Source organism: Rhodococcus sp. FW305-130 (assembly GCF_058788335.1).
This window is the reverse complement of record NZ_JBYTAP010000012.1, coordinates 34,366-61,100: the sequence shown is the minus strand read 5'-3', so window position 1 is coordinate 61,100 and position 26,735 is coordinate 34,366. Positions and strand designations below refer to the sequence as shown.

The window sequence follows — 26,735 nt, the reverse complement described above, 5'->3', positions numbered from 1 at the left end:
GGGGCCTCTTTCACGAGAAGGGGGTGTTCGAGCGGGGAGGGGTGTTCGTGTGAGTGCGTGACGCGCGGGAGCGGCGGGTGGTGGGGCCGGGAGAGAGGACTGCCAGCACGATCGCCCCGGCGGCGGTGAGGGCGGCCAGCGTGAGCGCGGCCTGGCTGCTGCCGTGCACGAACGCTGCCTTGGCGAACTCGGCCAGCGGTTGGGCCGCCGGTCCGGCCTGGTCAGCGACCTGCAGAGCAGCGGCCAGGGAATCGGCGACCGGGCCGCGGGCGGGCTCGGGAAGCTGGGGCAGAGCGGGCTGGATGTGGTGGGTATAGCCTGCGGCGAGCACGCTGCCAGCCACGGCGATCCCGATCGCGGCGCCGATCTCGCGGGCAGCGTCGTTGACCGCGGCGGCGACCCCCTGTTTGGCCGCAGGGGTGTCGGCGACGATGGCGTAGGTCGCCGGGGCGGTGCACAATCCCAGACCCGCGCTCATGATCAGCAGCGGCCACAGCAGGCCGGGATAGTCCGCGGCCACGGTCAACCGGCTTACCAGCACCAGTCCGGCAGCGATGGCAAGCAGTCCTGAGACGGTCATCACTTTCAACCCGACGAGGCTCGACAACCACGGTGCGATTACCGAGATCACGACCAGCGGCACCACCATCGGCGCCAACGCCAGTGCCGAGGCCAGCGGCCCATAGCCGAGGATCAGCTGCAGGTACTGCACCAACAGCAGGAACACTCCGAAGGTAACCAGGAACTGGATGGTCACCGACAGCGAGCCGGCCCCGAAACCGCGGCGGGCGAACAACCGCACGTCCAGTAGTGGCGCAGAAGACCGCAGCTCTACGATCACAAACACCACCGCTGCCAGGAGACCGACCCCGGCGATAGCGGCGACGAGCTGGTCGGCCCAGCCCCGCGCGGGAACCTCGATCGCGGCGAACACGATCGCCGCGATCGCGACGGCCACCACCGCCGCACCCACCCAGTCCACCGGGGGATGCTCGCTCTCTCGGGACTCGGCGATAGTGCACGCCAACCCCGCCAGCACCACCCCCGCCACGGTCAACCCGACGAACACCGAAGGCCATGACCACCGCTCGAGCAGTACCCCGGCGCCGAGGATGCCCAGCACTGCCCCTGACCCCGCAACTCCGGCCCACACCCCCACCGCCCGGCCACGATGGGCAGCGGCGAACCCCGCGGTCAGGATCGACAGCGTCGAAGGCATCACCAGCGCCGCGCCCACCCCGGCCAGCGCGCGCGCTGCGATCAGCCACACCGGGTCGGCCAGCAGCAGCGGCAGCGCCGACGCGACCGAGAACACCGCCAGCCCCGTGACCAGCACACCGCGACGCCCGTAACGGTCACCGATTGCTCCGGCAGGCAGCACAAGACACGCCAGCACCAGCGTGTAACCGTCGACGATCCAGGTCAACTGGGCTTGCGTCGCCCCGGTCTCGACCGCGATCTGCGGCAACGCCGAGTACAACGCCGCCATGGCCGCGACCACCAGCGCCACCGCCAGGCACGACACCGTCAGCATCCACCACTCGGCCCTGGTCCACCCGTCGATCTCAACAGCGCCCGTCCCAGGTGTGTCCACCGGCGCCTCCCAACTCAAAGACCAACAGTCTCGGTACGAGACCATTCGTATCATAGTGGTGGGGGCTCGGGATAGAGTCGACACATACGCCCAGGGCTGAACGAGACGAATCGGAGGAGCGCGCTCCCATGACCGCCCCGGACCACGCCACGACCGACTCACTCACCGCAGTCGACGAGCAGGCCGATCCGCGGCTAGCACGCTCACGCAACCGGTTACTCGACGCGGCCGCGCCCAACTTCGGGGGTGTCTTGACGTGCCCAAGCAGGCGTTCTCGAACAAAGGTGGTCGGCTGGCGCTCCGGCCCGCGGCCACAACTGCCGCAGCACCTGCCTTCAATCCGGAAAATCTAGGTTCCCATGCGGAGCTGTCACTTCCGAGAAAGATGATCATGCCCGAGCACATGCCCATGCCCACACAGCAGGCATAACCCCTCGCTTTGGCTGCAAAGTGCCCACGTCGACGCGGATTCCACCACTGATCACGCCGTTGCGGTGACCCCGAGACTCAGGAAGATCCTGTCGGACCGAAATCTTGGTCGGCCCCTGGAGTACCACTGATCTCATGCACTGGGAACGGCCCCACACTGATTTACCGCATCCGCCAGCCCCCTCAACCCGCCGGAGACCGGGCGGCTCAGCGTCATGGATGCCGGAACTCGTTCGGAGAACGGCCGGTCCATCGCTTGAAGGCGTGTGAGAAGTTGGTGAGGTCACTGTATCCGAGCTCCGTGGCGACCTCAGTCACCGACATTGATCGGTCGAGTAGCCGCAGCATCGCACGCTCGCGCAGGAATGACTGGCGCAACTCGCGGAAAGTGGTCCCCTCTTCGGAGAGGCGCCGCTTGAGTGTGCTGACGGATATCGACAACTCGCGTGCGACCCAGTGGATACTCCCCTGTGCGGGCTCCTTCTCCAGCAGCCGTCTCGTCTTCTCCGAAAACGACGTGGTCCTGCCCCGCTGGTCGAGAGTTCGCTGCAGATCGCCGATGGCGAGTCGGTATGTGAGGGGATCGGAGAACCGGCAAACCTCGTTAAGCGTGTCCGCGGGAACATGAAGGAAGGACATCGGAGCGCCGAAAAACAGGCGCCCGGCTATTAAGTCCTCATGATTGGACAGGAGGGGCGGCACCGGCCAACTCAAGTGGAGTGTGACGGTAGGCATGTCGCCGGCGAGCATGTCAAGCAGTCGCAGTAGCGCCGACCCGCAGTAGGCGACGACCAGGCAGTCCAGGGCCGGATCGCTTGTGTGTGCGGTGAACCCGATGGTGAGGCCGTGGTCACTTGGATGGAACTGTGGACTGAGAGCTGTCGAGATCAACGGCAGATAGGTGAGCAACTCCACGATCTCGGCTACCGAGCCTGCGCTGACCAGCGGAGAACTCAACGGGCCGAAGGACGTCAACTGGGCCTGTTCAGCGAACGCAAAGCCGAGCAGTGTTGCCTGGTCGACGTCGAGTTCGGGGTAGACCTCCCGAAACCACCGTATGGGGGCCTGAACGTCGCGCTGAATCAGCGTCGCCTCGTCGGTTCCTTCGCGAGACATGATGTTGCGAAGCCGCGCGACGGCGTCTGGGTCGAATGCTTGGCGCTCGAGCAATTGCACGAACAGGAGCGGGGGCACACCCTCGTCATCGAGGATCATTGGTTCACCAGATCCCTTTGAGCCGAATTCACAAGTTTTTGACTCCGCAGAACATAGCCGTAGCGGTCATCCCCGACGACACTTTGATCAAGTTCCCAAGGCGAGGACAACGTATCAGGAGTTGGTTATGGCAGTTGTCACCTTTGTCTCACACGACGGCAAGAAGCACGAGGTCCCTTTCCAAGAAGGACAGTCGCTGATGCAGGTCGCGACCAACAATGCAGTGCCCGGCATCGACGGCGACTGCGGAGGCGAGGCCGCGTGCGGCACCTGCCATGTGATCGTCGATCCGCAGTGGTCCGAGGAGGTGGGCCTCTCCGGCTCCGACGAGGAGGAGATGCTCGCGATGAACCCTGAGCGTCAACCGACCTCTCGACTGTCCTGCCAGATTCCGGTCTCCGAGGCGTGGGACGGCCTGACCGTCCTAATGCCTGAGTTTCAGATGTGACGACGAGAGAGACGATAAGACGCAATGAAGTTTTCTGAGGCAATCGCCGCTAAGGTTCAGTCGACTATCCCGATGGAGCGGCAGATCCAGGGCGCACAACTGTACGACAAGACGCGGCGATGGGTGACCGGAGCGAACGGAGAGAGGCTTTTCATCGAGAGCCCCATCCCTCCTGTGGAGGACGTCGAACTCGCCGACATCGACCTCAGCAACCCTTTCCTCTATCGCCAGGGGCGCTGGCAGTCGTACTTCGAGCGCGTACGCAACGAGGCTCCGGTCCACTACCAGCCTAACAGTCCGTTCGGGCCGTTCTGGTCCGTCACAAGGCATGCCGACATCATGGCCGTCGACAAGAACCACGAGGTCTTCTCCGCCGAGCCGTTGATCGTCATCGGGGTTCCACCTCGTTTTCTTGATATCGAGATGTTCATAGCGATGGATCCGCCACGACACGACGCGCAGCGGGCCGCTGTCCAAGGCGTGGTCGCACCGAAGAACCTGCGTGAGATGGAGGGTCTGATTCGATCGCGCGTCCAGGAGGTGCTGGACAACCTGCCCGTGGATCAGCCGTTCGACTGGGTCCAGAACGTCTCGGTCGAGTTGACCGCTCGGATGCTTGCGACCCTCCTGGACTTTCCCTACGAGCAGCGCCGCAAGCTCGCTTACTGGTCTGATCTCGCATCCTCGATGGAGCAAGCCAACGGCGGCCCCTCGGACAATGACGAGGTGTTCCGCGGCATGCGCGACATGGCGCGAGGTCTCAGCACTCTCTGGCGCGACAAGGCTGCCCGGACAGCTGCCGGGGAGGAACCCGGATTCGACTTGATCACCCTGTTGCAGAGCAACGAAGACACCAAGGATCTGATCGACCGACCGATGGAGTTCCTGGGCAACCTTGTGTTGCTGATCGTCGGAGGCAACGACACGACGCGGAACTCGATGAGCGGCGGTGTTCTCGCGTTGAACCGGTTCCCTGACCAGTTCGAGAAGCTGAAGGCGAACCCTGACCTGATCCCCAATATGGTCTCGGAGATCATTCGGTGGCAAACACCGTTGGCCTACATGCGCCGGATCGCCAAGGCCGACACCGTGCTGAACGGGCAGTTCATCCGCAAGGGCGACAAGGTAGTGATGTGGTACGCCTCAGGCAACCGTGATGAGCGGATGTTCGATCGGCCCGACGACTTCATCATCGACCGGGCCAACGCTCGCAACCACATCTCCTTCGGCTTCGGTGTCCACCGCTGCATGGGCAACCGACTGGCGGAATTACAGCTGCGGATTCTCTGGGAAGAGTTGCTTTCTCGCTTCGAAAAGATCGAGGTCGTCGGCGAGCCCGAGTATGTGCAGTCCAACTTTGTCAGGGGCATCAGCAAGATGATGGTCCGTCTCACCCCGAAATCCGACGTATGACCTTACATCGGGCCCTCGTCGTCGGGGCCAGCCATGCCGGAGCCCAACTCGCGGCCAGTCTTCGACAGGAAGGGTGGACCGGCGAGATCGTTCTCATCGGCGATGAGTCGACGTTGCCCTACCAACGCCCTCCTTTGTCGAAGGCGTACCTGGCCGGGAAGAGCACACTCGACGAGCTTGCGATCCGCAATGCCGATTTCTATAGCAAGCAGGGAATCCAAGTCCTGAATGCGACGGTGGAGGCGATCGACCGCTCGGGTGGTCATCTCTCACTGAGTACCGGCGGCGCACTAGCTTACGACCAGCTTGCGCTGTGCACTGGCGCCCGCCCTCGGCGACTCCCCACCCCGGGAGCCAACTTGGCCGGAGTCTACTACTTACGCACAGTCGCAGACGTCGAGATGATCCGAGTGGCCGCCCACGCAGGACGTCGGGCAGTGATCATCGGCGGCGGTTACATCGGACTGGAGACGGCTGCCTCGTTGCGTGCACTGGGGCTGGAGGTCACCGTGCTCGAGGCGACTGGGCGCGTCCTTGAGCGGGTCACTGCCCCCGAAGTATCAGCGTTCTTCGACCGTATTCACCGGCAGGAGGGCGTGAAAATCCGGACGGGTGTGCTGGTCGAGGTTCTGTCCGGCGAGGACAGGGTCCGTGAAGTAGTTCTGTCCGGTGGCGAGTCAATTCCCGCTGACCTCGTCATTGTCGGCATCGGCGTTGAGCCGAACACCGATCTTGCCGCCGCCGCAGGTCTGGTCATTGATAACGGCGTCGTGATCGACGACCAGGCCCGGACCAGCGACCCCGACATCGTGGCCGCCGGGGATTGCGCAAGCCACAGCATGGCTCGCTACAGCCGCCCTCTACGCCTGGAGTCTGTGCCGAGCGCGCACGAGCAAGCCAAGGTCGCTGCCGCGACGGTGTGTGGGAAGTCCAAGAAGATAGCGGCGCTTCCATGGTTCTGGTCGGATCAATATGATCTCAAGCTCCAGATCGCCGGTCTGAACACCGGTTACGACGAAGTCATCCTCAGCGGAGACCCGACCCGAGACCGCGACTTCACCTGCTTCTACCTCCGTGAGGGAGAGCTTATTGGCGCCGACTGCATCAACCGCCCCCGTGACTTCATGTTCAGCAAGCGGGTAATCACGCAGCAACTCCCCATCGACCGAACTGAACTGGCGCTTGCCAGCTCCGCCTGAGATGACGGGTCTTCGGGCGATGGGTACGAAATGGTGAGTGCGGGCTGCGTTTCGGAAAGGAACACAAGTGACGAACATTATCCATCTCCCGCTGGCGAAGGGTCGTGAGCGACTCTCGTCGGTCCTCATGGTGCCACTGCCGAGTCGGGTCGACGCGGCCCTGCTCGGGGCCAGTGACCGGTGGCCTGTCCGAGAGCTCGCCCCGCCCCCGGCGGGGTCAGGCCTCAAACCGGTCTTAGGGACCGCTGGCATGCCTCTGCTCGGTCACACCCTGGACTACATCCGGTTCGGATCTAACTTCTCCCGGGCCAGGTACCAGCGGCTAGGACCTGTGTCGTGGATGGGCGCCTTCGGCACGAAAATAGTGGCGGTTGCCGGACCGGATGCCATACAGGAGGTGCTGACCACCAAGGCGAAGTCGTTCTCCCAGGACGGGTGGACCTATCTCATCGATGCCTTTTTTCATCGGGGCCTGATGTTGATGAGCTTCGACGAACACAGGATGCATCGGCGGATCATGCAGGAGGCGTTCACCCGCGACCGACTCGCCGGCTACGTCGACCAGCTCGGCCCGACGCTGGAGGCCAGCATCCCAGGGTGGACAGCGGGACAATCCACCACGCGCATCTACCCGCTGCTGAAGGCACTAACTCTCGACGTCGCCACGAAGGTCTTCATGGCAGGTCGGGGGGGTAGCGAGGATACCGATGCCATCAACGACGCCTTCGTGGCCACCGTGCGTGCGGCCAGCTCGATCATCCGTTTCCCGTTACCGGGGACTCGTTGGCGAGCGGGAGTCCGTGGGCGCGCGCTCTTGGAGGACTACTTCACCCGGCACCTGCCGGCGGCTCGAAGTGGCCAAGGAGGCGACCTCTTTGCGGGGCTGTGCCATGCGCGCACGGCCGACGGTGAGGCGTTCACCGATGAGGACGTCGTTAGCCACATGATCTTCTTGATGATGGCGGCCCACGACACATCGACCATCACCACCACCGCTGCCGCCTACTTCCTCGCCAAGCACCCGGCCTGGCAGGAACGGGCGCGGGCCGAGTCCGACCGACTCGGTGGACGCCGCCCGGACATCGACGACCTGGACTCACTGGAGACTCTCGACCTGGTGATCAAGGAGACACTCCGTCTGGTGGCGCCCGTGCCCATCGTGATGCGCAAGACGGTCGAAGACGTGGATATCGCCGGCCACCACATCCCGGCGGACACCCTGGTGGCCGTGGCTCCGTCGGTGAACCACTTCGACGAGTCGTGCTGGACCGACCCCGACACCTTTGACCCTGACCGCTTCAGCGAACCGCGGCGTGAGGACCAGAATCACCGCCTCGGGTGGATCCCCTTCGGAGGAGGGGTACACAAGTGCATCGGTCTGCACTTCGGCACCCTCGAAGTCAAGGCGATTCTGCACCACATGCTACGCACCTACACCTGGACGGTCCCCGATCAGTATGAAGCGAGGTGGGACAACACCTCGCTCCCCATTCCGGTCGACGGGTTGCCGATAACTCTGGAGCGCAGATGAATAAGGCACCGCTGGCGCACTCGTGGGCGACCGACTTCCTCGACATCGAGCACGAGTCCGTCCGGGCGTTCACCGCCGCCGCGGTTGGGGATGCGGGCACCGACCGGGACAAGGCGAAGCGCCTCTTCGCCGCCGTCCGCGACCAGATCCGGTACGACCCCTACACGGTGTCGGACGATCCCGCCCATTATCGAGCAAGCTTCGTCCTCGAGACCGGGCGCGCCTATTGCGTCCCGAAGGCGGTGCTCTTGACCGCGGTGTGCCGTGCGGCAGGGATTCCGGCGCTACTGGGGTTTGCCGACGTCCGAAATCATTTGCAGACCGAAGCGTTGCGAGCGCTCATGGGCGGCACAGACCTGTTCGTCTATCACGGCTACAGCCATCTCTACGTCAACGGCCGGTGGATGAAGGCGACCCCGGCGTTCAACACCGAGTTGTGTGCCCGTTTCGGGGTGCCGCCGGTGGATTTCGACGGCGAGCACGACGCCCTCCTGCACGCCTTCGCCGCCGACGGAGCCCTGCACATGGAGTATGTCCGCGAGCGCGGCGTCTTCGACGACCTGCCTTTGAACACGATCTTGACCGAGCTTCGGCATACCTATGGACAGCGAATCTTTGAGCGCACCCCCGTGCTCGCTGACGCTTTCACCGACACACCCGACAGATGCACCCAGCCCGACGGGATCGCCCGCGGGCTCCACTCACTCCCGGAGGCCCGATGAGCACGGCGACCACAGCGGATGCCCTGGACGTACGCAACCCCGCCGACGGCCGGCTGGTCGCAACCGTCCCCATCGATACCCGCGAGACCGTGAACAGCATCGCGGCCGATCTCCGCCGCGCTCAGCTCGGGTGGGCTCAGGCAAGCCCGCGGCAACGCTCCCGATGGTTGCATCGCTGGCGAGACTGGATCCTGGCTCACACCGACGAACTCACCGATCTGCTGCAAGCCGAAACAGGCAAGGTGCGCCCCGACGCCCTGGTTGAGACGACAGCATCGTGCGAGTTCATCACCTACTACGCAAACCATGCCGAGAAGTTTCTCGCTGACGAGCAAGTCCGATCCGCAGGTCTGCTAAGTCTGCCGAAACGGTTGTCCAAGACCTACCACCCGTACCCGGTTGTCGGGCTCATCACACCGTGGAACTTCCCGATCACCCTCTTCCTCATGGATGCAGCTCCTGCGCTGGCTGCCGGATGCGCAGTCCTGGCGAAGTCCTCGGAAGAGACGCCACTGACCTGTGCACGAGTCGTCGAGGGCTGGCACGAGATCGGCGCCCCACCGGTTTTGGCGCATGTTGTGGGTGCTAGCGAAGCAGGTGCTGCGGTCGTGGACGCCGCTGACTTCGTTCAGTTCACGGGCTCGACAGCCACCGGGAGGACAATCGCGATCCGCTGTGCCGAGCAATTGAAGCCTGTGAGCTTGGAGTTAGGCGGTAAAGATCCGGCGATCGTGCTGGAGGACGCCGACCTTGCTCGTGCTGTGGAGGGGATCGCGTGGGGCGGTCTGTTCAACGCGGGGCAGGTCTGCATCTCAGTCGAGCGGGTGTATGTGGTCTCTGAGATCTACGACGAGTTCGTGGCCCGGCTGGCTCAACGAGTACGGTCACTTACCCAAGGTGCCGCGGCAGGTGACGACGTAGGTGCGATGGTCACGGCGAGACAGGTCGAGATAGCCGATCGCCACGTCAGCCAGGCAGTGGCGGCAGGTGCGCAGGTACTGGCCGGCGGAACCCTAAGCGCGGTCGGGAACTACTACGCTCCAACCGTTGTGGTCGGCGTCGACCACACAATGGCCTGCATGACCGAGGAGACCTTCGGCCCCACGATCCCTGTGATGCGTGTCGCGGACGAGGACGAGGCCATCCACCTGGCTAACGACTCGGCGTTCGGCTTGTCTGCCACAGTGTGGACCCGCGACCATGCTCGTGCGCGGCGTATCGCACAACGTCTGGACGCGGGTGCAGTCAACATCAACGACGTCTTCAGCAACCTCTTCGCCACCACACTGCCGCACAGTGGATGGAAGGCCTCAGGTATCGGTGCGCGACTAGGCGGCGCCTACGGACTTCACAAATACTGCCGGGTCCAGTCCGTGACCGAGCCGCGGATCCCTGTCCTGACACGAGAACTCACGTGGTACCCGTACACCTCCCGACGTACGGCCATCGCCGAAAAAGTATTGCGTGCAGCAGCCGGTCGCGGTCTACGACAACGCCTCGGCCTGAACAAGGAGCACAGCAAGTGACGACACACAATCCCCATACCGCCGCGAAAACAGTGGCGATCACCGGGGGAGCCCGCGGCATCGGCTACCAGACCGCGAAGGAGCTGATCCGACGAGGTCACCGCGTGGCCATCGGCGACATCGACGAGGCACGTGCTAAGGAGACCGCCGCCGAACTGGGGGTTAAGGTTGTCACCCGCCTCGATGTCACCGACCCTGACTCGTTCAAAGACTTTCTCGACCTAGTCGAGGGAGACCTCGGCCCCCTCGACGTGCTGATCAACAACGCGGGCATCATGCCCACCGGGCACACCCACGAGGAAGACGACGCGGTGACCCGGCGGCAGGTCGAGATCAACGTCCTGGGAGTCATCTTTGGGACCAAACTCGCCCTTCAACGGATGCTCCCTCGTCGTACTGGACACATCATCAACACCGCATCACTGGCCGGCGAGCTCGCCGTCCCCGGTCTGGCGACCTACTGCGGCACCAAATTCGCGGTCATCGGATTCACGGAGGCGGCGCGACTGGAATACCGCAAGTCAGGCGTGCGGCTGTCCACAGTGCGGCCCACGTTCACCAACACCGAACTCGTTGCTGGGACAGCAGGAGCCAAGGGACTGCGCAATGCAGAGCCCGAGGAAATCGCTCGAGTGACAGCCGAACTGATCGAGAAACCGCGGCCCTTCGTGCGCGTCACTCGCCTCGCAGGGAGCATGGTCGCAGCGATGAAGTTCGTCCCCGAACGGCTCGCCACCAGGCTCGGATCGGCCCTGGACACAGACTCTGTATTCCTCGACGACGTGGACATGGGGGCACGTCAGGCCTACCTGGACAGAATTCGGAACAACTGACCTGGTCTTCGAACCCACCACCCAAAAAAGGAAGATACATGCCCCGCAAGATCCTGATCAAGGACTACCCCCATCAGATCGGGGGGCACTGTGGTTCTGGCGCAATGCGGGATCTTCTGCACTGGCATGGACTGGGGTGGGAAGGGCCACCCGATGAAGGTCTGGTGTTCGCACTCGGCGGCTCGCTGGGGCTAGCGTACCTCCGATCGAATGACCTGGTTCCACCATTGTATTTGGTGGGACGAGGGGCCGACTTCGAAATCGATCTACCCCGCCGGCTAGGCGGACAGGTCCACGTTCTCACCACCGACGATCCCAGTGAGGGATGGTCTTGGGTTCTCGACGAGATCGACGCAGGCAGACCCAGCCTGGTGTGGGGCGACATAGCCGAGCTACCGTACCTGCAGGTCCAGTTGCAGATGAGTCGCCACGACATCGTGGTGATCGGTTACGACGAAGCTAAGGGGATTGCCTTCGTCGTAGACAATGATCGCGCCGAGGTGCAGGAAGTCCCGCTCGATTCGCTGGCTCGGGCGCGTTCCTCGACGTCCTTCCCTCAACCGACGCGCCACTGTACATACCGCATCACCTGGCCGAGCGCGCTGCCAGACATGGCAACAGTGGCGGCAGAGGCATTTCGCCAATCCGCGGCCAACATGCGCCACCCGTCACAGCCGGGGATCGTTGATCTCACGACCATGGAGGCCGGGGCCGAGGGGCTAGCTGCAGTCGAGCAGTTGGCGGCCGACCTTCGAGCCTGGGCAGACCTTCCGACAAGAGATCTTGAGATCTTCCTGTTCAGTCTGGGCGCTTTCATCGAGAAGGCGGGCACCGGCGGCGGCCTATTCCGCCGGTTGCTCGCCGATGGCTGCGCGGATGTCGCACGCCTGACCGGTGATCTAGCCACCGCCGACCTCGCCGTCGCCGCCAGCCGTTGTGCGCAGGCATGGACCGAAACTGCACGTGCCGGGACCCAACGCGACATTGATGCGCGCGCTCGCTTAGCGGCGGTGGTCACGGCGGCTAGCCGACTACCAGAACTCGAGTCGAACCTGGTCGAGTCCCTGGAATTGGCTTCAACCTCACTTACGGCTGCAGGTCTCTGACAGCCCGCTGTTAACCAGGACGCCCGGTGAATTGATCTGCGGATCGCTGTTCGTTCGCAGGCACTATCGAATGAAGGAATGGTATGCAGAGCACGATGATGAACTTTCCCTTGACAACTGCGGCGATTCTGCGCCACGGTTCGAGTGTGCATAGCTCGGCAACCGTACGGACCTTGCAGTCCGACGGGAGCGTTAAGGTCGGCACTTTCGCCGAAGTCGGACGGAGAGCCGCACAGTTGGCCAACGCATTGCGCGGTTGCGGGATCACAGGCGATGAGCGTGTTGCGACCTTTATGTGGAACAACCAGGAGCATGTTGAGGCCTACTGTGCGGTGCCCTCGATGGGCGCAGTGCTGCACACCCTGAACCTACGTCTCACCCCTGATCAACTTGTCTACATCGGCAACCACGCCGAGGATCAGGTCGTAATTCTCGATGGAAGCCTGCTGCCCTTGCTGGCCCCTGTACTGCTGCAGCTCACCAGCGTGCACACCGTCGTCGTGACCGGCGAAGTGGACCTTACCCCGCTGCACCGTGACGGGGTCAGGGTCGTGGGGTACGAGGAGTTCCTCGCCTCTCAGTCCGATACGTTCGACTGGCCTGATCTCGATGAGCAGTCCGCAGCCGCTATGTGTTATACCTCGGGTACCACCGGCAACCCCAAAGGGGTCGCCTACAGCCACCGGTCGACGTACTTGCATTCGATGGCGGCCTGCGCCGCCGACGGACTGCGAGTCAGCTGCGATGATCGGATCCTTGCCATCGTGCCGATGTTCCACGCCAACGCTTGGGGACTAGTCTATGCCGCCCTTATGTCGGGCGCCGACCTACTCATGCCTGACAGGTTCCTGCAGGCTGAGCCGCTGGTGCGGCTCATCGACGCGCAGAGGCCGACCGTCGCGGGCGCAGTTCCGACGATCTGGAATGACGTCTTAAACTTCTTGGAGGCAAACTCCAGCTATGACATCTCCTCTCTCGGTCTGGTCGCCTGCGGTGGTTCCGCAGTACCCCTTCACCTGATGGAGGCCTTCGAGGAGAGGTACGGCGTGCAGGTCGTCCAGGCATGGGGAATGACCGAAACCTCGCCGCTGGCCGCCATCGCACGCCCACCGGTATCGCTCGATGTGCAGGAGCGCTGGCGCCTGCGCGCCACCCAAGGCCGCCCGGTTGCAGGGGTGGAGCTGAGGATTGTCGACGACGAGGGCAATAAGCTCCCGCACGACGGCGAAGCGGTCGGTGAGTTGCAAGCACGCGGGCCCTGGATTACCGGCTCGTACGTCGGCGAGGAGCATGACAGTGAGAAGTTTCAGGAAGGGTGGTTACGCACCGGCGACGTCGGGCGGATCGATGCACGCAATTTCGTGACGCTGACCGACCGCGCCAAGGACGTGATCAAGTCCGGCGGGGAGTGGATCTCCTCGGTCGAGCTCGAACTGCTGCTTGCCGGTCATCCAGACGTGCTCGAGGCATCTGTGATCGGAGTGCCGGACGAGAAGTGGCAAGAACGCCCCCTCGCGGTGATCGTTCCACGTGAGGGCCACGAGCCCACACCTGCTAATCTGCGCGACTTCCTCGACGGCAAGGTCGCCAAGTGGTGGCTGCCCGAGCGTTGGTGCTTCATCTCCGAGGTGCCCAAGACCTCAGTCGGCAAGTTCGACAAGAAGCGCCTACGCTCCCTGCACGCCGAAGGAGAGCTAGCTGTCATCGAAATCTAGGAAATTTTTTTCCAACCGGAGTTCTGAATAGGACGAGGCAGATGGAACGCGGGGCGGGAAGTTTTTCACGACACCGGCGTCCATCGCAGACTACGGCACTGGTGAAGGAGATGGGGTCGTGATCTCCCGTTGGGCGGGACACCTCGCCTGACCAACGTGGAGTTGAGCGAAGGGCTGCCACCGCACTCTCCGGAGTGCGCTCAGGTGTATTTGCATAACGGTCACACTCGAGACCGGCATTAAGCGCGGTTTCATCGACAGGAAGGTCGGACCATGGGCAAAGCTTCGGATGCGGTCGGGGGGTCGGTCGACCCAGACATGGAGGACTGGGTGCGCTCATTCCGGCCGCTGGAAGAATCTAGCTCGCCTGAGTTGCCACCCCACCACCCCAACTGTCTTGGGTGCGGGCCGACGAACCCGCACGGGCATTACCTGTCGGTACGGCGTTGCCGAGACGGCGTCGTTGCTCACCACCTCTTCGACCAACGTCACGTAGGGGCGCCCAGGATAGCACACGGCGGCGCGGTGGCGACCGTAATCGACGATCTTTTCGGTTTCCTGCTCTACACGGTCGGAGAACTCGGCGTGACGCGCCGTCTCGAACTCGACTACCTCGCGCCGGTTCTGCTTGCCACGCCTTACACCCTGCACGCCGATACACGGTCTCGCGATGGCCGGAAATTGAATCTCGCGGCCAGGATCGAGGATATAGAGGGTCGATCGGTCACCACGGCGACCGCCCTGTTCATCCTGGTCGACGTCGAACATTTCCTGCAGTCACAGGCGAATACTAAGAGGCAAGCATGAATGTACCGACCGAGAGGGAACTGCTCCTGGACGCCTTACTCACCGATCACGGCGCAGCCGGACCTTACGAAGCGTTCCGACGGCTGCGAGAGACGCGCCCCGTCTTGGTTACGCGATCGGGGGTGCTGGTATTGAGTCGCTACGACGATTGCGCGGCGGCGCTCCGCGACCGCAGACTCGGCAAGGCCGACGAGTCGCTGGGCTTCGGCTTGTCCGAGATCCCTGACGAGCTGCAACGTCGGGCCATGCATCGATTCCGGCGCACCATGCTGTTCCGTAACCCCCCTGACCATCACCGGCTGCGTCGACTGGTGGCCGACGTGTTCACCCCTCGACACATTGACGAGTTGCGCAGCCGCATCATCACACAGATCCATCACCTACTTAACGTCATGGAGGTACAGGTCTTCGTCGACATCATCACCGATCTGGCGCTCCCGCTGCCTGTGAATGTGATAGGCGAACTTCTGGGAGTTCCCGCGGCCGATCGGGCAGTTGCCGCGCCATTGGTGCGTGCCCTGCTCGCCTCACTGGAACCCGGAGCCAATGTTGAGGCTCTGACCGCCGCCTGTGAAGCCGAGAACCAACTTGCCATGTATTTCGCTGACCTGTTGGCGGTCAAACGCGCCCGCCCCGCCGATGACCTACTCAGCCGACTCGCCGTCGCGCACGGCGACGACATCCTGGATGACGACGAATGCGTCGGCACCGCGATTCTGTTGTTCGCCGCAGGGTTCGAAACCACCACAAACCTCATCGGCAACGGTGTCGCCGCGCTGCTCGCTCACCCCGACCAAATGCGCGAACTGGGTGCCAGGCCCGACTTGGCGAGCAATACCGTCGAAGAATTGTTGCGTTACGACTCCCCCGTCCAGACCAACGGGCGCACGGTGCTCGAGCCGACACGGCTGGCAGGAGTCGATCTACATCCCGGTCAGATCGTATTGACCTTGCTCGGGGCGGCCAACAGAGATCCGGACCGATTTTGTGACCCGGATAAGCTCGACATCACCCGAACCGGAGTCCCACCGTTGTCGTTCGGCGCCGGCATTCACTTCTGTCTCGGCGCGCCGCTGGCCCGGCTCGAAGGATCCCTACTGTTCCCGATCCTGGTGGCTCGTTTTCCCGGTCTCCAGCTCGTCGAACAGCCTCGCTGGCGTACCGGGCTGTCCTTCCGCGGGCTATCGAGTTTAAAGGTGGCAACCAGATGAGCCCTCCCCTACCCCCCACCAGAAGGGCTCGAAGTCTCGGGAGTTGAACCCGACCGAACCACCTCGCGGTAAACGGCGCATCGCACTGTGCTGCAGCCGCCCGCGCCGGATCGCCCCAGGCGTGCGGAGGCACCGAACGACCGAAGAGTTGCCGGACGGAACAGTCGGACGCCTCTCGGTGGACGCTGCATCGATGCCGTGTCGTTACTCGGCAACAGACCCTGATCCCTGCCCCACGCCGACAACAATTCAGCCCGCCGACGGAAGCCCTCGATGTTTCGCGGTCACCATTTTCGGCTCGACGGCCGCGTCGTGTGCGCTATCGGGCCGGGAGGTGCGTTGAGTGAGAAGACTCCCGCTCGTGGTAATCATGGCGGGGGCGAGTGCGCCGACCGGTCGGACGAACGACCGACCGGATGCTGCGGTGCAGGCCGAGCGCGCGAAGACGCGACAGACTCGGCACGGTTTCACGACAGAGAGGTCCGACCATGAAAAGAATTCCGGACGAGGTCAGCGGGTCGGCCGGCCCCGCTGTCGAGAACTGGGCGCGCTCGTTCTGGAGCACGACTTCCGAGTCGCCTGATCTACCGCCCCACCACCCCGACTGTCTTGGTTGTGGGCCGGAGAACCCGCACGGCCACGCCCTGTCGGTCCAGCGTGACGAGAACGGCGTGGTAGCTCACCATGTGTTCGATCAACGTCATGTCGGGGCACCCGGGATAGCACACGGCGGCGCGGTGGCGACCGTTCTCGACGATCTGTTCGGCTTCCTGCTTTACACAGTGGGTGAGCTCGCCGTGACGCGGCGTCTCGAGCTCGACTACCTAGCGCCGGTTCTGCTCGGCACTCCATACGTGTTGCGTGCTGCCGTTCGGTCTCGTGATGGGCGCAAACTGGATCTCACGGCCACGATGGACGATGCGCAGGGCAGCTCCGTAGCCACCGCTACTGCCCTGTTCGTGGTGGTCGAGGTCGAACACTTCATGCAGTCCCAAGCCCGAGCCCAACTCCGGGCCACAGACACGAATCACACCGAAGAATAGACACCCTGGCCGACCTTCACCGACGTCCATCACCCGCGGTGGCTGTCGTACGGCTGCGTCTACCTGGCGCAAAGACGGCGAGGACGAGTGCCCCAGCGGCGGTCAGCGCCGCCAACGACAGCGTCGCCTGACCACTTCCGTGTACGAATGCGGCTCTGGCGAACTCGGCCAGCGGCTGACCAGCTGGTCCTGCGCGGTCGGCGACCTGCAACGCGGCGGCCAGAGAATCGGCCACCGGACCACGGGCAGGCTCGGGTAGCTGGGGCAGAGCCGGCTGAATGTGCTGAACGTAACCGGCCGCGAGCACGCTACCGGCTACCGCAATCCCAATCGCGGCACCGATTTCGCGAGCTGCGTCGTTGACCGCGGCAGCCACCCCGTGCTTGGCCTCAGGAGTGTCCGAGACGATGGCGAAAGTCGCAGGGGCGGTACACAACCCCAAACCCGCGCTCATGATGAGCAAGGGCCACAGCAGGTCAGGGTAAGTCGCCGCGACGGTCAGTCTGCTCACCATCACCAGTCCCGCCGCGATGGTGAGCAGACCTACAGTGGTCATCACCCGCAGCCCAACAATGTTCGACAGCCAGGGTGCAATCACCGAGATCACGATGAGCGGCACGACCATAGGGGTCAACGCCAACGCGGCGGTGAGCGGTCCATAACCGAGAATCAACTGCAGATACTGCACCAACAACAAGAACACCCCGAAGGTCACCAGAAATTGGATACAGACAGACAGCGCGCCGGCACCGAAACCACGGCGGGCGAACAACCGGACATCGAGTAGGGGTGCCGAGGAACGTAGTTCTACGACGACGAACACCACAACCGCAAACAAGCCCACCGCAGTGCTGATGGCGACGAGCGAATCCGACCAGCCACGGGCCGGAACCTCGATCACAGCGAAGACGATCGCCCCGACCGCGACAACTACGGTCACCGCGCCCACCCAATCGACCGGTGGATGCTCCTGCTGGCGGGACTCCGCGATACTGCATGCCAACCCGGCCAGAACCGCTCCGGCGACGGTCAACCCGACGAACACCGAGGTCCACGACCACTGCTCGAGCAGCACTCCAGCCCCGAGGATGCCCAGGACCGCCCCGGATCCAGCAACCCCGGCCCACACACCTACAGCGCGACCGCGATGCGCCGGTGGAAATCCCGCGGTCAGTATCGACAGCGTCGAGGGCATGACCAGCGCCGCACCCGCCCCAGCCAACGCGCGAGCAGCGATCAGCCACGCCGGGTCGGCGAGAAACAAGGGCAATGCCGACGCGAAAGCGAACAACGCCAACCCCGCCACGAGCACCCCCCGGCGACCGTACCGGTCACCGATCGCACCGGCAGGCAGAACGAAGCACGCCAATACCAGCGTATAACCGTCGACTATCCAGGTCAGTTGAGCTTGCGTCGCCCTTGTCGCGACCGCGATCTGTGGCAACGCTGAATACAATGCCGCCATTGCGGCCACCACCAACGCGACTGCCATGCACGACACAATCAACATCCACCACTGGGCACCGCTCCATCGAGCGACGCTGGCAGAGTCGGATCTACGTTCGTTCAACGGCCAGCCTCCCAGTTTGAGACTGATCGTCTCGGTGCGAGACTATTAGTATCATAACTTTGCGGGTGTGACAGAATGGTCATGCTAGGACATGTTTTGTCAGTCAAAATGGAGCGGAGCCCGTTCATGGTCGACCCTCTCGTTGCGGCCGAGGGCCCGGCCGACCCCCGGCTGGCGCGCTCACGTAACCGGTTACTCGAAGCGGCGGGCCAGCTGCTAGCCACCGGCGGCGTCGAGGCGGTCACCGTGGAGGCGGTCACCCGCATGTCGAAGGTTGCACGTGCCACTCTGTACCGACACTTCGGAAGTACCACTGACCTGCTCGCTGCAACCTTCGAGCGACTACTACCCCCAGTCGACACCGATATCGATACCGGTCCGCTACGCGAACGTCTGATTTCGGTGCTCACCACCCAGGCCGACCTCATCGACCAAGCTCCGGTGCAGATGACCACGCTGGCCTGGCTGGCAATGGGACCCGTCAACAGCGGCGACGCCAGCCGGCGCGATCTCGATCCTGGCGCGGTGGTCTCGCTTCGGGCCCGTGTCATAGAGCAATACCGCAGGTCCCTGGATCAGATCCTGACGGCCCCTGACGCCCGCACTGTGCTCGGCGAGATCGACACCACCTTCGCCCTCATTCAGCTCCTCGGACCGATAGTGTTCGCTCGCCTCACAGGACTGCGCCACATCCACGCCGACGACTGCATCCAAATCGTCGACAACTTTCTCGCCGCCCATGCCGCAAGTGTCCGATCGAGCACTTCGCGCGACAACAGCCGTCCACGGCCGGCCGCGACGCTAGACCCGCAGCTCACCGACGGCCAGTAAAACTTGATGCGAAATTTGACCATCAATGCGCTATCCAGTCAGGGATCGCAGCGCTCACTGGATAAGGCCGGACGTGTGCTCAAGAACTCGGAGCTGCACTGCAGTGCACTTCTGACATCGTGCAGCCGTCTTCTGAAACTGACATTCACCTGGGGAAATTTCAGCGCCTTCCGTCCATTTTGTTGTCCGTTGAAAAAATCCGGTATGGCATAGTTTCTAACGGACAGTTTGTGTGCGGGACATCGTGAACGGTGACGATCGGGAGTGGAATGAAGATCGGCTACGCACGGGTCAGTACGGCGGCTCAAGATTCGTCGATTCAGGTCGAGCTTCTCGCCAAGGAGGGAGTCGACCGAGACCGGGTCTACGTCGATCACGGAATCAGTGGCCGGCAGACTCGACGGCCCGGGCTCGACAATGCGATCAACGCGGCCCGCGAAGGCGACGTCTTTTGCGTGACCAAACTCGACCGGCTCTCCCGGTCCGCGAAGGATCTCCACGAAACGGTGGGGCGACTGGCGGACAAGGGTGTTGCGTTGTCGATCGACGGGAAGATCTACGACCCGTCGGATCCGATGGGCAAAATGTTCATCGGAGTGCTCGGGCTGATGGCCGAATTCGAGTCAGACCTGATCCGAAGTCGGACCAGGGACGCAGTGGCAGCGGCTGCCGCGGCCGGCAAGATGAAAGGCCGTCAACATAAGCTCACGCCGGAAGAGCGTGCGTACCTGTTGCAGGTGCACGAAACCGGACAGTTCAAAATCGAAACTCTTTGCAAGAACACGGGTTTGAAGCGTTCGGCACTGTATTCGAATATTCAGCTTGCCCGAATTGAGCGCAATGACCACGATCGTAGGGCTTCGGAAACTGCTTGACATCGGCCTTGTCCGCACTCCACCCAAATACGTTCACAATTAGGTAGATTGGGTGACGGTTCTATTTTTCCGCAAGGTGGGGGTTCAGCTATGTCATTCGGAGATAAGGGTTTACCGCGTTTTATTGATCCGGACTACCGGGAGGCCTCGGTCACCGACGGACAGTCCTTGGTACTCAACCCGTTGCAAATTCACGCCAATGTTGACGAGATACTTGAGCGGCATTTGCTCGATCCGACAGTCGTTTTCGGTTTGCAGGACTTCTTTGGTGACGCCGAAACTGCTTTTGTGTTCGCACAACTCGGCCTCGCCGAGGATCTGTCGCAGCACATCGCCAAGACGGCTTCCAAGTTGATACGTCAGTCTTTTCCCAATCTGTATGGGCAGGTGGACTGGGCGTTTTTGACCAACCTGGATCCGGGGCTGCCAGACGGCCAGATCGCGGAGGCAGAGTTGCTACTCGCTCGTCAGATCATGCGAGATGCCTTCGACCCCAATCGATCTGTTGCCGAGAGTTATGGGGTAGCAGATCTGCCCTATCAGGGGCAGACGGGGCTTTGGTTGGTTGAGTGCGCCTTCTTCGCCCTCATTGGCCAGGGGCTCAGGGAAGGGCCGGGAAAGTAGCCCGGTTCGGTAGCGAAGATGCCCCGGCCTCCACTGGCCGGGGCATCTCGCTTCAGTCCCATAGCTCCGGACGGATGAAGGGTTGATCCGATCGTTGCCTGAGTTGCTCTCGATTGGCCCGCATCGGATTCTGTCGAACGAGATTTTGTCATGCAGGCATGAGTGCGTTGCGCAGCTGCGCTGTTACCGCGTCTGCGATGCGGGTTGCGAGGTCGATGTCCTCTCGCAAGGTTGCGGATGCGTGGGCGGCTCCGAGGGTGCCGGCGCAGAGGTTCCATGCGAGTCGGGGTGTGGTGGGGGTGTCGGTGAGTTCGCCTGCGGTGATGGCGGGTTCGATGATGTCGCTGATGGCGTCGACCCAGTGTGCGAATGCTGCGCCGTTGTTGATGGTGGGTTCGAGGGTGAGTTTCATGCCGGCGCGGAGGTTGGTGTCTTCGCCGATGTGCTGTGCGAGCGAGATAAAGATCGCTGCCAGCTTCTCCCCTGCTGTGCTGCTCGAACCGGCCGCCAGTGCTTCGCTGATGGTTTCGTCGAGGGTGTGGTTCCAGTCCGAGATGAGGTGTTCGGCCATCGCTTCTTTGGATGGGAAGTGGTAGTACATAGCGCCTTTGGCGAATTTTCCGGTACCGCTGATGGTGTTGATGCTGGTGTGGCCGTATCCGTCGGTGTCGAAATGCCGTGCCGCGACGGCGATGATCGCTTCTCGTGTCCGCACTGCACGGTCCTGCATTGCCGAGTTCTTGCTGCCGGGGATGCGCCCGATCCGGGGGCGGGTTGGCGTGGCGGAAGTGCTTTCCGTGGTGTGTGCCGGTTCGTTGGGGCTGTTCACAGGGATGCTCCTTCGACCATACGGACGGCGGCCGGGTCGGTTCCGCGCCACATCAGCAGCAGATCGTCGACTCGTTTGGTGATGGTGTGGTTCTCGTCGAGGCTAGCTGCAACCTGCACTGCGCCGACGAATCCGGCGCAGAGAGTGTCTGCGAGCCTGGACATGCTTTCCGCGCAGTCGAGGGCGCCGGAACGGATCGCGTCTATGACGATCGGTGTGATCGCGTCGGTCCACGATTCGTAGGTGGCACACGCATCACTGAGCGACTTGTCGACGGACAGGGTGAGTCCAGCTCGGGTGATCGCTTCTGTTTGGGTGCGGCGGGCGAGGTCCCGGTAGATCATGATCACTTGCCGATCGGCGGGTTGACCTGTCGCTGCGGCCTTCCCCACTGTCTCGGAGACTGCGGCGGACCAGCGGCAGAGCATCTCGCTCGCGATGGATTCCTTCTTCGAGAAGTGGAAGTACATCGCACCTTTGGTGGTCTCAGAGATCGCCAAGATGTCATTGATGCTGGTGCCCGCATACCCGGTTCGACTGAAGAGGGTGGCGGACACCTCGAGGATCGCTTCTCGGGTGATTTTCGCTCGTGGCTGCATAGGTGGTCGGCCGGTTTTGCCGTGGTCGATGCCTTCGGAGCGGTCGGTATGATTGTTCATGGTCACAGGTGCTTTCTGTGGTCATCGGCCCTGACGGTGTTACAGCACCGCCAGGGCCACCCCTTTATTGGTGGGTGTGGGTCAAACGGTGGCGAGTTCGCTGCGCATCGGGTTCTCGGCGGCTCGCAGGTCGGGCAATGGTGGACTGTCGAAGCCTGCTTCTCGAGCTGCGGCATCGAACTTCTCGTACCGGCGCCATGCGGTCGATGTCGCGACAGGCGGCTTCGATTCCAGAGCGATGGTTTCCCACGTGAGGTTCGGGTTTGTCAGCTTGCGGACCGCTGTGTCTTTGACGTTCTTCGCGAGATTCGACCGGGCGATGAAAGACATGAGGTCGTCTATGTCGGCATCCGTGTCGGCCTGTGCTTCTTCGACGGCGCGGCGGTCTGGGAACTCCGTAGCGGCGTCTTGGGGATCGAGGATGTCGTCGAGGCCTTCATTCGTCATTTCGTCCACGAAAAACGGCTCCGCAAAGTCCGCAAAAGCGTCCTCGTTGCCGGCCTTCGCATCCACCGCTTTGGCGTCTACGTCTAGATCGTCGTCCTCCTGCTCCGCAATATTGTGGGCGATCTTCTCGCGGGGCTGAGGGACGCGGATCGGTCCCCGGCCTACGGTGAGGTCAGATGCAATACTCGTTGCATCCTCACTGTCGGTGGCACTTTCGACGATCGCACGGTAAGCGGCGTACGCCATTCCGACTGCCTTCACCAGAATTGTGATTCCGTGCGTGAAAGCCAAGACCAGGGCCGGCGGAATGATCGCTATGGCCGCTGCAATAGCGGGCGCGAGTGGAATGAACCCAAGGTCTCCCCCACCATCGATCGACTCCTGCGCGGCGATTGCTGCGTGATAGGCGTGGTAGGCGTTTCCGAGAATGCTGATCACGACGACGCTGACGTCGAGTGCGATGTAGAAGCCCCTGTCGCGCTTGTTCATGTTGAGCTTGCTGATGATGACGATGGCGATGGTGGCGCCGAGGATGGCGCTGTCGACGATCGCTGGGAAGATCCAGGTCAGGTGTTCGGGGATCAGTGCTTGCCGCGCGAGGTCGCGTTGCACGGCGAAGGAAAGTACGAATGCGCCGGTGGTGATACCGAGCGCAATGACGATCGCGAGTGCGAGTGCAGCAAGCAATGCGCCTAGCTGAATACGAGCTGCCCGAAGGCTAAAGTCGGTCATGACTGGGTTCTTTCCTTCCAGGGGTTTCCCGGTCTGGAGCCTCGTCGGGTGCAACCGGCGAGGCTCCTTCGATGTGTGGGTCAGTCGTCTGAGATGGGGCGCCCGCTGGGAAGTGCGCCAGTCTCTGCTTCGTACTGGTTTCCGCTGTTGTGCGCGGTTTCCCGGCGTTCTGCCTCTGCCGCTAGTGCTTTCTCTACGAATTGCGACCAGGATTTGTCGTCCTCAAGGTGGCTGGTGTTTCGGTAAGCACCTCGGGCGCGACTGAATACGGCTTGATCGACGTAGACCGTAATACGTTTGGGCTTGGGCTTTTCCACAGCTGTCGGCGTGGGCTGTGGAGGCGGCGGGACCTGTGCGGCCGTGCGGTTGGACCTCTGCATTCGAGACAGGTCACCAGTCACGTTCCGCGGAGGTAGCGCCGTGAGCTTTCGTTCGGGCCGGTCATTCATACCCGTGCTTCCTCTCTTTCCGCTGTTGCAACGCGGGTGACAACTTCTTGCGCAACTGCAAAGAGGTCGTCTGCAACGGATTTGGACGATTTCGGTGCGAGAGTCTGAGGCTCGGCGTTGCCTTTGATGACGTCGTACCATTTCGGGCCGCTTCGGACGACTGCGTCGAGTTCGGCTGCGAGCATGCCTCGCTCGCGTGTTGCTTGGGCTGTCGCTTCTGAGTGACGGACGGTGGCAGTGAAAACGACGTCGTCGTTGCCGAACGCCTCTGCAATTGCAGACCTGGCTTGCTTGAGCACGGTTTTCGCTGATGTACCGACGGCTACGAGAACGACGCCCAGTAGGTCGAGGTCGGGGTTGATTGCAGCGACAGCGTCGATGCGTAGTGCAACGGCTGCCATCCCTTTTCGGCTGGACGCATCGGATTTGACTGGCACGAATGCCCATTTTGCGGCGGCTAGCGCTGCTGTCTGCAAGGTTTCGTCGCCCGGGGGGCAGTCGATGAGGATCATGTCGTATGCGGGCGCCATTGGAGCAAGGACCCTCGCGAGGGCAAGTTTTGCGCCATCGGGATCTTTGGATGCCATAGCGGCAAGCGCTGCTGTTGCTTGTTCGAGGTGAACTCCCCCAGGGAGAACATCGAGATTAGCGCGAACATTTTCGATGGGTTTTGCGTCACCGCCGAAAGCGATTGCGCTAGCAAGCGACCTTCCCTGGTCATCGCCGGTTTCACTGGTGTACCCGAGGTCTTCGGCGAGGTTCCCCTGAGGATCGAGGTCGACGAGCAGAATTTTCTGCCCCGACGCTGCCAGTTCTCCACCGACGTTAGCTGTCAGGGTCGTCTTTAGGACACCACCCTTGCCGTTGATTACGGCGATCACCCTTTTGCGTGTTTCGTGAAAGTCGGTCTGCATTGCTCTCCCTCGACAGCGCTGGCACATATGACGGCATTACCAGCATTCCACGCCATCGCCAGCAATGCAATCAATAGCAGTAATGCCAGTATTGCTGCTATCGGCCATCGGTCAGGTCGTAGCAACACATCTGGCCTCAAAACCAGTAATGGCAGCAATGCTGGCATTACGCACAGTTCGCCGTGGCAGCACCGTGAACTGCATGTTTCCAATAGCAGTATTACTGTCATTACGGCAGGCGGGGTTCGCGGAGAATCGAAACAAGCCGAGACTGCCACACCAACATTGACGGCATTACTGGTATTGCTGGTGTTACTGGGATTACAGGTTCCCGGATCTCGCCCTCAACTCTCTACTGCTATTGACAGTAATGCTGGCATTTCTTCAGTTCGACGCAATGGCGCAAAATGCCTGGACGTGAGGCGGAGAACGCCACGGCTCGACGACTACGTCACCCGTTCGACCGCACCTGGCGGCCCGCACGTAGGTCGCACGTAGGTCGCACCTCTCACTCGACATTTCAATCGAGCAACGTCAGCATGAGTCAATTTTGCGCACCCACCCAACTAAGCCCGTTCCGCGAAACCGCCGTTCTCGCATAATGCCAGTATTGCTGCTATCGGCCATCGGTCAGGTCGTAGCAACACATCTGGCCTCAAAACCAGTAATGGCAGCAATGCTGGCATTACGCACAGTTCGCCGTGGCAGCACCGTGACCTGCATGTTTCCAATAGCAGTATTACTGTCATTACGGCAGGCGGGGTTCGCGGAGAATCGAAACAAGCCGAGACTGCCACACCAACATTGACGGCATTACTGGTATTGCTGGTGTTACTGGGATTACAGGTTCCCGGATCTCGCCCTCAACTCTCTACTGCTATTGACAGTAATGCTGGCATTTCTTCAGTTCGACGCAATGGCGCAAAATGCCTGGACGTGAGGCGGAGAACGCCACGGCTCGACGACTACGTCACCCGTTCGACCGCACCTGGCGGCCCGCACGTAGGTCGCACGTAGGTCGCACCTCTCACTCGACATTTCAATCGAGCAACGTCAGCATGAGTCAATTTTGCGCACCCACCCAACTAAGCCCGTTCCGCGAAACCGCCGTTCTCACGAGGAATACTTACGGCATGGGGTATTTCATAGGACGCGTTGTAGTCGTTACCGGCGCCGGAGCGGGAATCGGGCGGCAACTAAGCATCCAACTGGCCGCCCAAGGCGCAAAGCTCGCACTAATCGACGTCGACCAAGGTGGCCTAGAGGAAACGGTCGAGCTGACTGGAATCAGCGCCGACTCGGTGATGATCTCGGCGACGGATGTCACGGACCGAGAAGCGATGGGGGAGTGTGCCGCGGCAACGCTCGCCCAGTTCGGGCATGTTGATGCGATCTTCAATAACGCTGGCGTTCTGTATTCCGGAACCGTGGAGGATTCCGACTACGCAGACATCGAGCACGTGATGAATGTCGACTTCTGGGGCGTAGTTAATGGGTCGAAAGCCTTCTTGCCGTACATTATTGCGTCGGATCGTGGGTCCATCGTCAACATCTCATCGGCCTTCGGTCTCATGGCCGCGCCTGGTTACTCGGCCTACAACTCCGCGAAGTTCGCGGTCCGCGGCTTCACCGAGTCGCTCCGCCAGGAGATGCTTCTTCATCACCGGCAAATAGCTGTGATTTGTGTGTTTCCCGGAGGAATCAAGACTTCAATTGCACGTACAGCGCGTGTGGCGACAACTCTCGACCATTCGGAAGTCGTCGAATCCTTCGAGGGTTCCATCGCGAGAACGGATCCAGCGGCCGCTGCCAAAACGATTTTGCGCGGTGTGGAACGGCGCCGACCTCGAGTGCTGATCGGTAAAGATGCCCGCATCGTCGACCTACTAACTAGGACTGCCAGTTCGGGCTACCAACGGATCATTCCAGCACTGAAGTCCGGCTAGTACTTTTGGCGGATGCCCAGGTCAGCGCCGTCCACTGAAGGACTAAATACCTGTAACGGACAGTAAC

Annotated in this window: 25 protein-coding genes; 17 read left to right on the top strand and 8 right to left on the bottom strand. The window is 62.1% G+C overall.

Features of this window, described 5'->3' with window-relative positions; genetic code table 11:
• Positions 1-10: 10 nt before the first annotated feature.
• Positions 11-1,534, bottom strand: coding sequence for an MFS transporter (locus AC3WQS_RS29005; RefSeq protein WP_019750069.1), 1,524 nt, complete (start codon positions 1,532-1,534; stop codon positions 11-13).
• 188 nt (positions 1,535-1,722) lie between these two features.
• Between AC3WQS_RS29005 and AC3WQS_RS29000 the strand changes: the two genes are divergently transcribed.
• Positions 1,723-1,947 carry a hypothetical protein gene (locus AC3WQS_RS29000; RefSeq protein WP_230544131.1) on the top strand — a complete coding sequence of 75 codons (225 nt, stop codon included), beginning with the start codon at positions 1,723-1,725 and terminating at the stop codon, positions 1,945-1,947.
• Positions 1,948-2,236: 289 nt separating this feature from the next.
• On the opposite strand, the gene AC3WQS_RS28995 is transcribed toward AC3WQS_RS29000, so the two are convergent.
• Positions 2,237-3,238 (bottom strand): AraC family transcriptional regulator, encoded by a 1,002-nt coding sequence (locus AC3WQS_RS28995; RefSeq protein ID WP_003942428.1) that lies wholly within the window; start codon positions 3,236-3,238, stop codon positions 2,237-2,239.
• A gap of 127 nt (positions 3,239-3,365) precedes the next feature.
• On the opposite strand from AC3WQS_RS28995, the gene AC3WQS_RS28990 reads away from it, so the two are divergent.
• The 12 genes from AC3WQS_RS28990 (at position 3,366) to AC3WQS_RS28935 (ending at position 16,792) form a co-directional block, all read left to right on the top strand.
• The gene (locus AC3WQS_RS28990) at positions 3,366-3,686 is read left to right on the top strand and encodes a 2Fe-2S iron-sulfur cluster-binding protein (RefSeq protein ID WP_003942421.1); all 321 of its coding nucleotides are present in this window, start codon (positions 3,366-3,368) and stop codon (positions 3,684-3,686) included.
• A gap of 24 nt (positions 3,687-3,710) precedes the next feature.
• Positions 3,711-5,099 (top strand): cytochrome P450, encoded by a 1,389-nt coding sequence (locus AC3WQS_RS28985; protein ID WP_003942426.1) that lies wholly within the window; start codon positions 3,711-3,713, stop codon positions 5,097-5,099.
• Positions 5,096-6,298: an NAD(P)/FAD-dependent oxidoreductase gene (locus tag AC3WQS_RS28980; protein WP_003942429.1), complete on the top strand. Its 1,203-nt coding sequence runs from the start codon at positions 5,096-5,098 to the stop codon at positions 6,296-6,298. The genes AC3WQS_RS28985 and AC3WQS_RS28980 overlap by 4 nt, the downstream gene beginning before the upstream one ends.
• Before the next feature lie 67 nt (positions 6,299-6,365).
• Complete coding sequence (locus AC3WQS_RS28975; RefSeq protein WP_019750067.1) at positions 6,366-7,829, top strand: cytochrome P450; 1,464 nt, start codon at positions 6,366-6,368, stop codon at positions 7,827-7,829.
• Entirely contained in the window at positions 7,826-8,551 is a 726-nt protein-coding gene (locus tag AC3WQS_RS28970) for a transglutaminase-like domain-containing protein (RefSeq protein ID WP_064074906.1), read from the top strand. Before AC3WQS_RS28975 ends, AC3WQS_RS28970 begins: the two co-directional genes overlap by 4 nt.
• Positions 8,548-10,077 carry an aldehyde dehydrogenase family protein gene (locus AC3WQS_RS28965; RefSeq protein WP_003942430.1) on the top strand — a complete coding sequence of 510 codons (1,530 nt, stop codon included), beginning with the start codon at positions 8,548-8,550 and terminating at the stop codon, positions 10,075-10,077. The genes AC3WQS_RS28970 and AC3WQS_RS28965 overlap by 4 nt, the downstream gene beginning before the upstream one ends.
• Complete coding sequence (locus tag AC3WQS_RS28960; protein WP_064074907.1) at positions 10,074-10,910, top strand: SDR family oxidoreductase; 837 nt, start codon at positions 10,074-10,076, stop codon at positions 10,908-10,910. Before AC3WQS_RS28965 ends, AC3WQS_RS28960 begins: the two co-directional genes overlap by 4 nt.
• A 38-nt stretch (positions 10,911-10,948) precedes the next feature.
• Positions 10,949-12,016: a BtrH N-terminal domain-containing protein gene (locus AC3WQS_RS28955; RefSeq protein ID WP_003942427.1), complete on the top strand. Its 1,068-nt coding sequence runs from the start codon at positions 10,949-10,951 to the stop codon at positions 12,014-12,016.
• An 83-nt stretch (positions 12,017-12,099) separates the two neighbouring features.
• A complete protein-coding gene (locus AC3WQS_RS28950) occupies positions 12,100-13,731 on the top strand; it encodes a fatty acid--CoA ligase (RefSeq protein ID WP_019750066.1) in 1,632 nt (543 codons plus the stop codon).
• Positions 13,732-14,004: 273 nt separating this feature from the next.
• Positions 14,005-14,538: a PaaI family thioesterase gene (locus tag AC3WQS_RS28945; RefSeq protein WP_003942418.1), complete on the top strand. Its 534-nt coding sequence runs from the start codon at positions 14,005-14,007 to the stop codon at positions 14,536-14,538.
• Entirely contained in the window at positions 14,535-15,749 is a 1,215-nt protein-coding gene (locus AC3WQS_RS28940; protein ID WP_064074908.1) for a cytochrome P450, read from the top strand. Before AC3WQS_RS28945 ends, AC3WQS_RS28940 begins: the two co-directional genes overlap by 4 nt.
• A gap of 488 nt (positions 15,750-16,237) precedes the next feature.
• Positions 16,238-16,792: a PaaI family thioesterase gene (locus AC3WQS_RS28935; protein ID WP_064074909.1), complete on the top strand. Its 555-nt coding sequence runs from the start codon at positions 16,238-16,240 to the stop codon at positions 16,790-16,792.
• Positions 16,793-16,808: 16 nt separating this feature from the next.
• On the opposite strand, the gene AC3WQS_RS28930 is transcribed toward AC3WQS_RS28935, so the two are convergent.
• Complete coding sequence (locus tag AC3WQS_RS28930) at positions 16,809-18,284, bottom strand: MFS transporter (protein ID WP_370671306.1); 1,476 nt, start codon at positions 18,282-18,284, stop codon at positions 16,809-16,811.
• 204 nt (positions 18,285-18,488) lie between these two features.
• On the opposite strand from AC3WQS_RS28930, the gene AC3WQS_RS28925 reads away from it, so the two are divergent.
• The 3 genes from AC3WQS_RS28925 (at position 18,489) to AC3WQS_RS28915 (ending at position 20,692) form a co-directional block, all read left to right on the top strand.
• On the top strand, positions 18,489-19,193 hold the full coding sequence (locus AC3WQS_RS28925) for a TetR/AcrR family transcriptional regulator (protein WP_019749804.1): 705 nt from the start codon (positions 18,489-18,491) through the stop codon (positions 19,191-19,193).
• A gap of 269 nt (positions 19,194-19,462) precedes the next feature.
• Positions 19,463-20,068 (top strand): recombinase family protein, encoded by a 606-nt coding sequence (locus tag AC3WQS_RS28920; protein WP_019749803.1) that lies wholly within the window; start codon positions 19,463-19,465, stop codon positions 20,066-20,068.
• Positions 20,069-20,158: 90 nt separating this feature from the next.
• Positions 20,159-20,692, top strand: a complete 534-nt coding sequence (locus AC3WQS_RS28915; RefSeq protein ID WP_019749802.1) for a hypothetical protein — start codon at positions 20,159-20,161, stop codon at positions 20,690-20,692.
• 148 nt (positions 20,693-20,840) lie between these two features.
• On the opposite strand, the gene AC3WQS_RS28910 is transcribed toward AC3WQS_RS28915, so the two are convergent.
• The 5 genes from AC3WQS_RS28910 to AC3WQS_RS28890 form a co-directional block, all read right to left on the bottom strand.
• Positions 20,841-21,521, bottom strand: a complete 681-nt coding sequence (locus AC3WQS_RS28910) for a TetR family transcriptional regulator (RefSeq protein WP_019749801.1) — start codon at positions 21,519-21,521, stop codon at positions 20,841-20,843.
• Complete coding sequence (locus tag AC3WQS_RS28905) at positions 21,518-22,180, bottom strand: TetR family transcriptional regulator (protein ID WP_064074910.1); 663 nt, start codon at positions 22,178-22,180, stop codon at positions 21,518-21,520. The genes AC3WQS_RS28910 and AC3WQS_RS28905 overlap by 4 nt, the downstream gene beginning before the upstream one ends.
• 81 nt (positions 22,181-22,261) lie before the next feature.
• The gene (locus AC3WQS_RS28900; protein ID WP_075835579.1) at positions 22,262-23,359 is read right to left on the bottom strand and encodes a DUF2637 domain-containing protein; all 1,098 of its coding nucleotides are present in this window, start codon (positions 23,357-23,359) and stop codon (positions 22,262-22,264) included.
• 80 nt (positions 23,360-23,439) lie between these two features.
• Positions 23,440-23,739, bottom strand: coding sequence for a ParB family protein (locus AC3WQS_RS28895; protein ID WP_223304652.1), 300 nt, complete (start codon positions 23,737-23,739; stop codon positions 23,440-23,442).
• A 65-nt stretch (positions 23,740-23,804) separates the two neighbouring features.
• Positions 23,805-24,722 (bottom strand): ParA family protein, encoded by a 918-nt coding sequence (locus tag AC3WQS_RS28890; protein ID WP_019750059.1) that lies wholly within the window; start codon positions 24,720-24,722, stop codon positions 23,805-23,807.
• Between the two features lie 1,133 nt (positions 24,723-25,855).
• Here AC3WQS_RS28890 and AC3WQS_RS28885 point away from each other — a divergent pair.
• Positions 25,856-26,668, top strand: coding sequence for an SDR family NAD(P)-dependent oxidoreductase (locus AC3WQS_RS28885; protein WP_029538907.1), 813 nt, complete (start codon positions 25,856-25,858; stop codon positions 26,666-26,668).
• The last annotated feature ends 67 nt before the right edge of the window (positions 26,669-26,735 follow it).

What these genes read in the sequence shown, in the direction of transcription:
- AC3WQS_RS29005 (WP_019750069.1), bottom strand. Translation starts at nt 1,534, where the DNA reads ATGCTGACGGTGTCGTGCCTGGCGGTGGCGCTGGTGGTCGCGGCCATG.
- AC3WQS_RS29000 (WP_230544131.1), top strand. Translation starts at nt 1,723, where the DNA reads ATGACCGCCCCGGACCACGCCACGACCGACTCACTCACCGCAGTCGAC.
- AC3WQS_RS28995 (WP_003942428.1), bottom strand. Translation starts at nt 3,238, where the DNA reads ATGATCCTCGATGACGAGGGTGTGCCCCCGCTCCTGTTCGTGCAATTG.
- AC3WQS_RS28990 (WP_003942421.1), top strand. Translation starts at nt 3,366, where the DNA reads ATGGCAGTTGTCACCTTTGTCTCACACGACGGCAAGAAGCACGAGGTC.
- AC3WQS_RS28985 (WP_003942426.1), top strand. Translation starts at nt 3,711, where the DNA reads ATGAAGTTTTCTGAGGCAATCGCCGCTAAGGTTCAGTCGACTATCCCG.
- AC3WQS_RS28980 (WP_003942429.1), top strand. Translation starts at nt 5,096, where the DNA reads ATGACCTTACATCGGGCCCTCGTCGTCGGGGCCAGCCATGCCGGAGCC.
- AC3WQS_RS28970 (WP_064074906.1), top strand. Translation starts at nt 7,826, where the DNA reads ATGAATAAGGCACCGCTGGCGCACTCGTGGGCGACCGACTTCCTCGAC.
- AC3WQS_RS28965 (WP_003942430.1), top strand. Translation starts at nt 8,548, where the DNA reads ATGAGCACGGCGACCACAGCGGATGCCCTGGACGTACGCAACCCCGCC.
- AC3WQS_RS28955 (WP_003942427.1), top strand. Translation starts at nt 10,949, where the DNA reads ATGCCCCGCAAGATCCTGATCAAGGACTACCCCCATCAGATCGGGGGG.
- AC3WQS_RS28950 (WP_019750066.1), top strand. Translation starts at nt 12,100, where the DNA reads ATGCAGAGCACGATGATGAACTTTCCCTTGACAACTGCGGCGATTCTG.
- AC3WQS_RS28945 (WP_003942418.1), top strand. Translation starts at nt 14,005, where the DNA reads ATGGGCAAAGCTTCGGATGCGGTCGGGGGGTCGGTCGACCCAGACATG.
- AC3WQS_RS28940 (WP_064074908.1), top strand. Translation starts at nt 14,535, where the DNA reads ATGAATGTACCGACCGAGAGGGAACTGCTCCTGGACGCCTTACTCACC.
- AC3WQS_RS28935 (WP_064074909.1), top strand. Translation starts at nt 16,238, where the DNA reads ATGAAAAGAATTCCGGACGAGGTCAGCGGGTCGGCCGGCCCCGCTGTC.
- AC3WQS_RS28930 (WP_370671306.1), bottom strand. Translation starts at nt 18,284, where the DNA reads ATGGCAGTCGCGTTGGTGGTGGCCGCAATGGCGGCATTGTATTCAGCG.
- AC3WQS_RS28925 (WP_019749804.1), top strand. Translation starts at nt 18,489, where the DNA reads ATGGTCGACCCTCTCGTTGCGGCCGAGGGCCCGGCCGACCCCCGGCTG.
- AC3WQS_RS28920 (WP_019749803.1), top strand. Translation starts at nt 19,463, where the DNA reads ATGAAGATCGGCTACGCACGGGTCAGTACGGCGGCTCAAGATTCGTCG.
- AC3WQS_RS28915 (WP_019749802.1), top strand. Translation starts at nt 20,159, where the DNA reads ATGTCATTCGGAGATAAGGGTTTACCGCGTTTTATTGATCCGGACTAC.
- AC3WQS_RS28905 (WP_064074910.1), bottom strand. Translation starts at nt 22,180, where the DNA reads ATGAACAATCATACCGACCGCTCCGAAGGCATCGACCACGGCAAAACC.
- AC3WQS_RS28900 (WP_075835579.1), bottom strand. Translation starts at nt 23,359, where the DNA reads ATGACCGACTTTAGCCTTCGGGCAGCTCGTATTCAGCTAGGCGCATTG.
- AC3WQS_RS28895 (WP_223304652.1), bottom strand. Translation starts at nt 23,739, where the DNA reads ATGCAGAGGTCCAACCGCACGGCCGCACAGGTCCCGCCGCCTCCACAG.
- AC3WQS_RS28890 (WP_019750059.1), bottom strand. Translation starts at nt 24,722, where the DNA reads ATGCAGACCGACTTTCACGAAACACGCAAAAGGGTGATCGCCGTAATC.
- AC3WQS_RS28885 (WP_029538907.1), top strand. Translation starts at nt 25,856, where the DNA reads ATGGGGTATTTCATAGGACGCGTTGTAGTCGTTACCGGCGCCGGAGCG.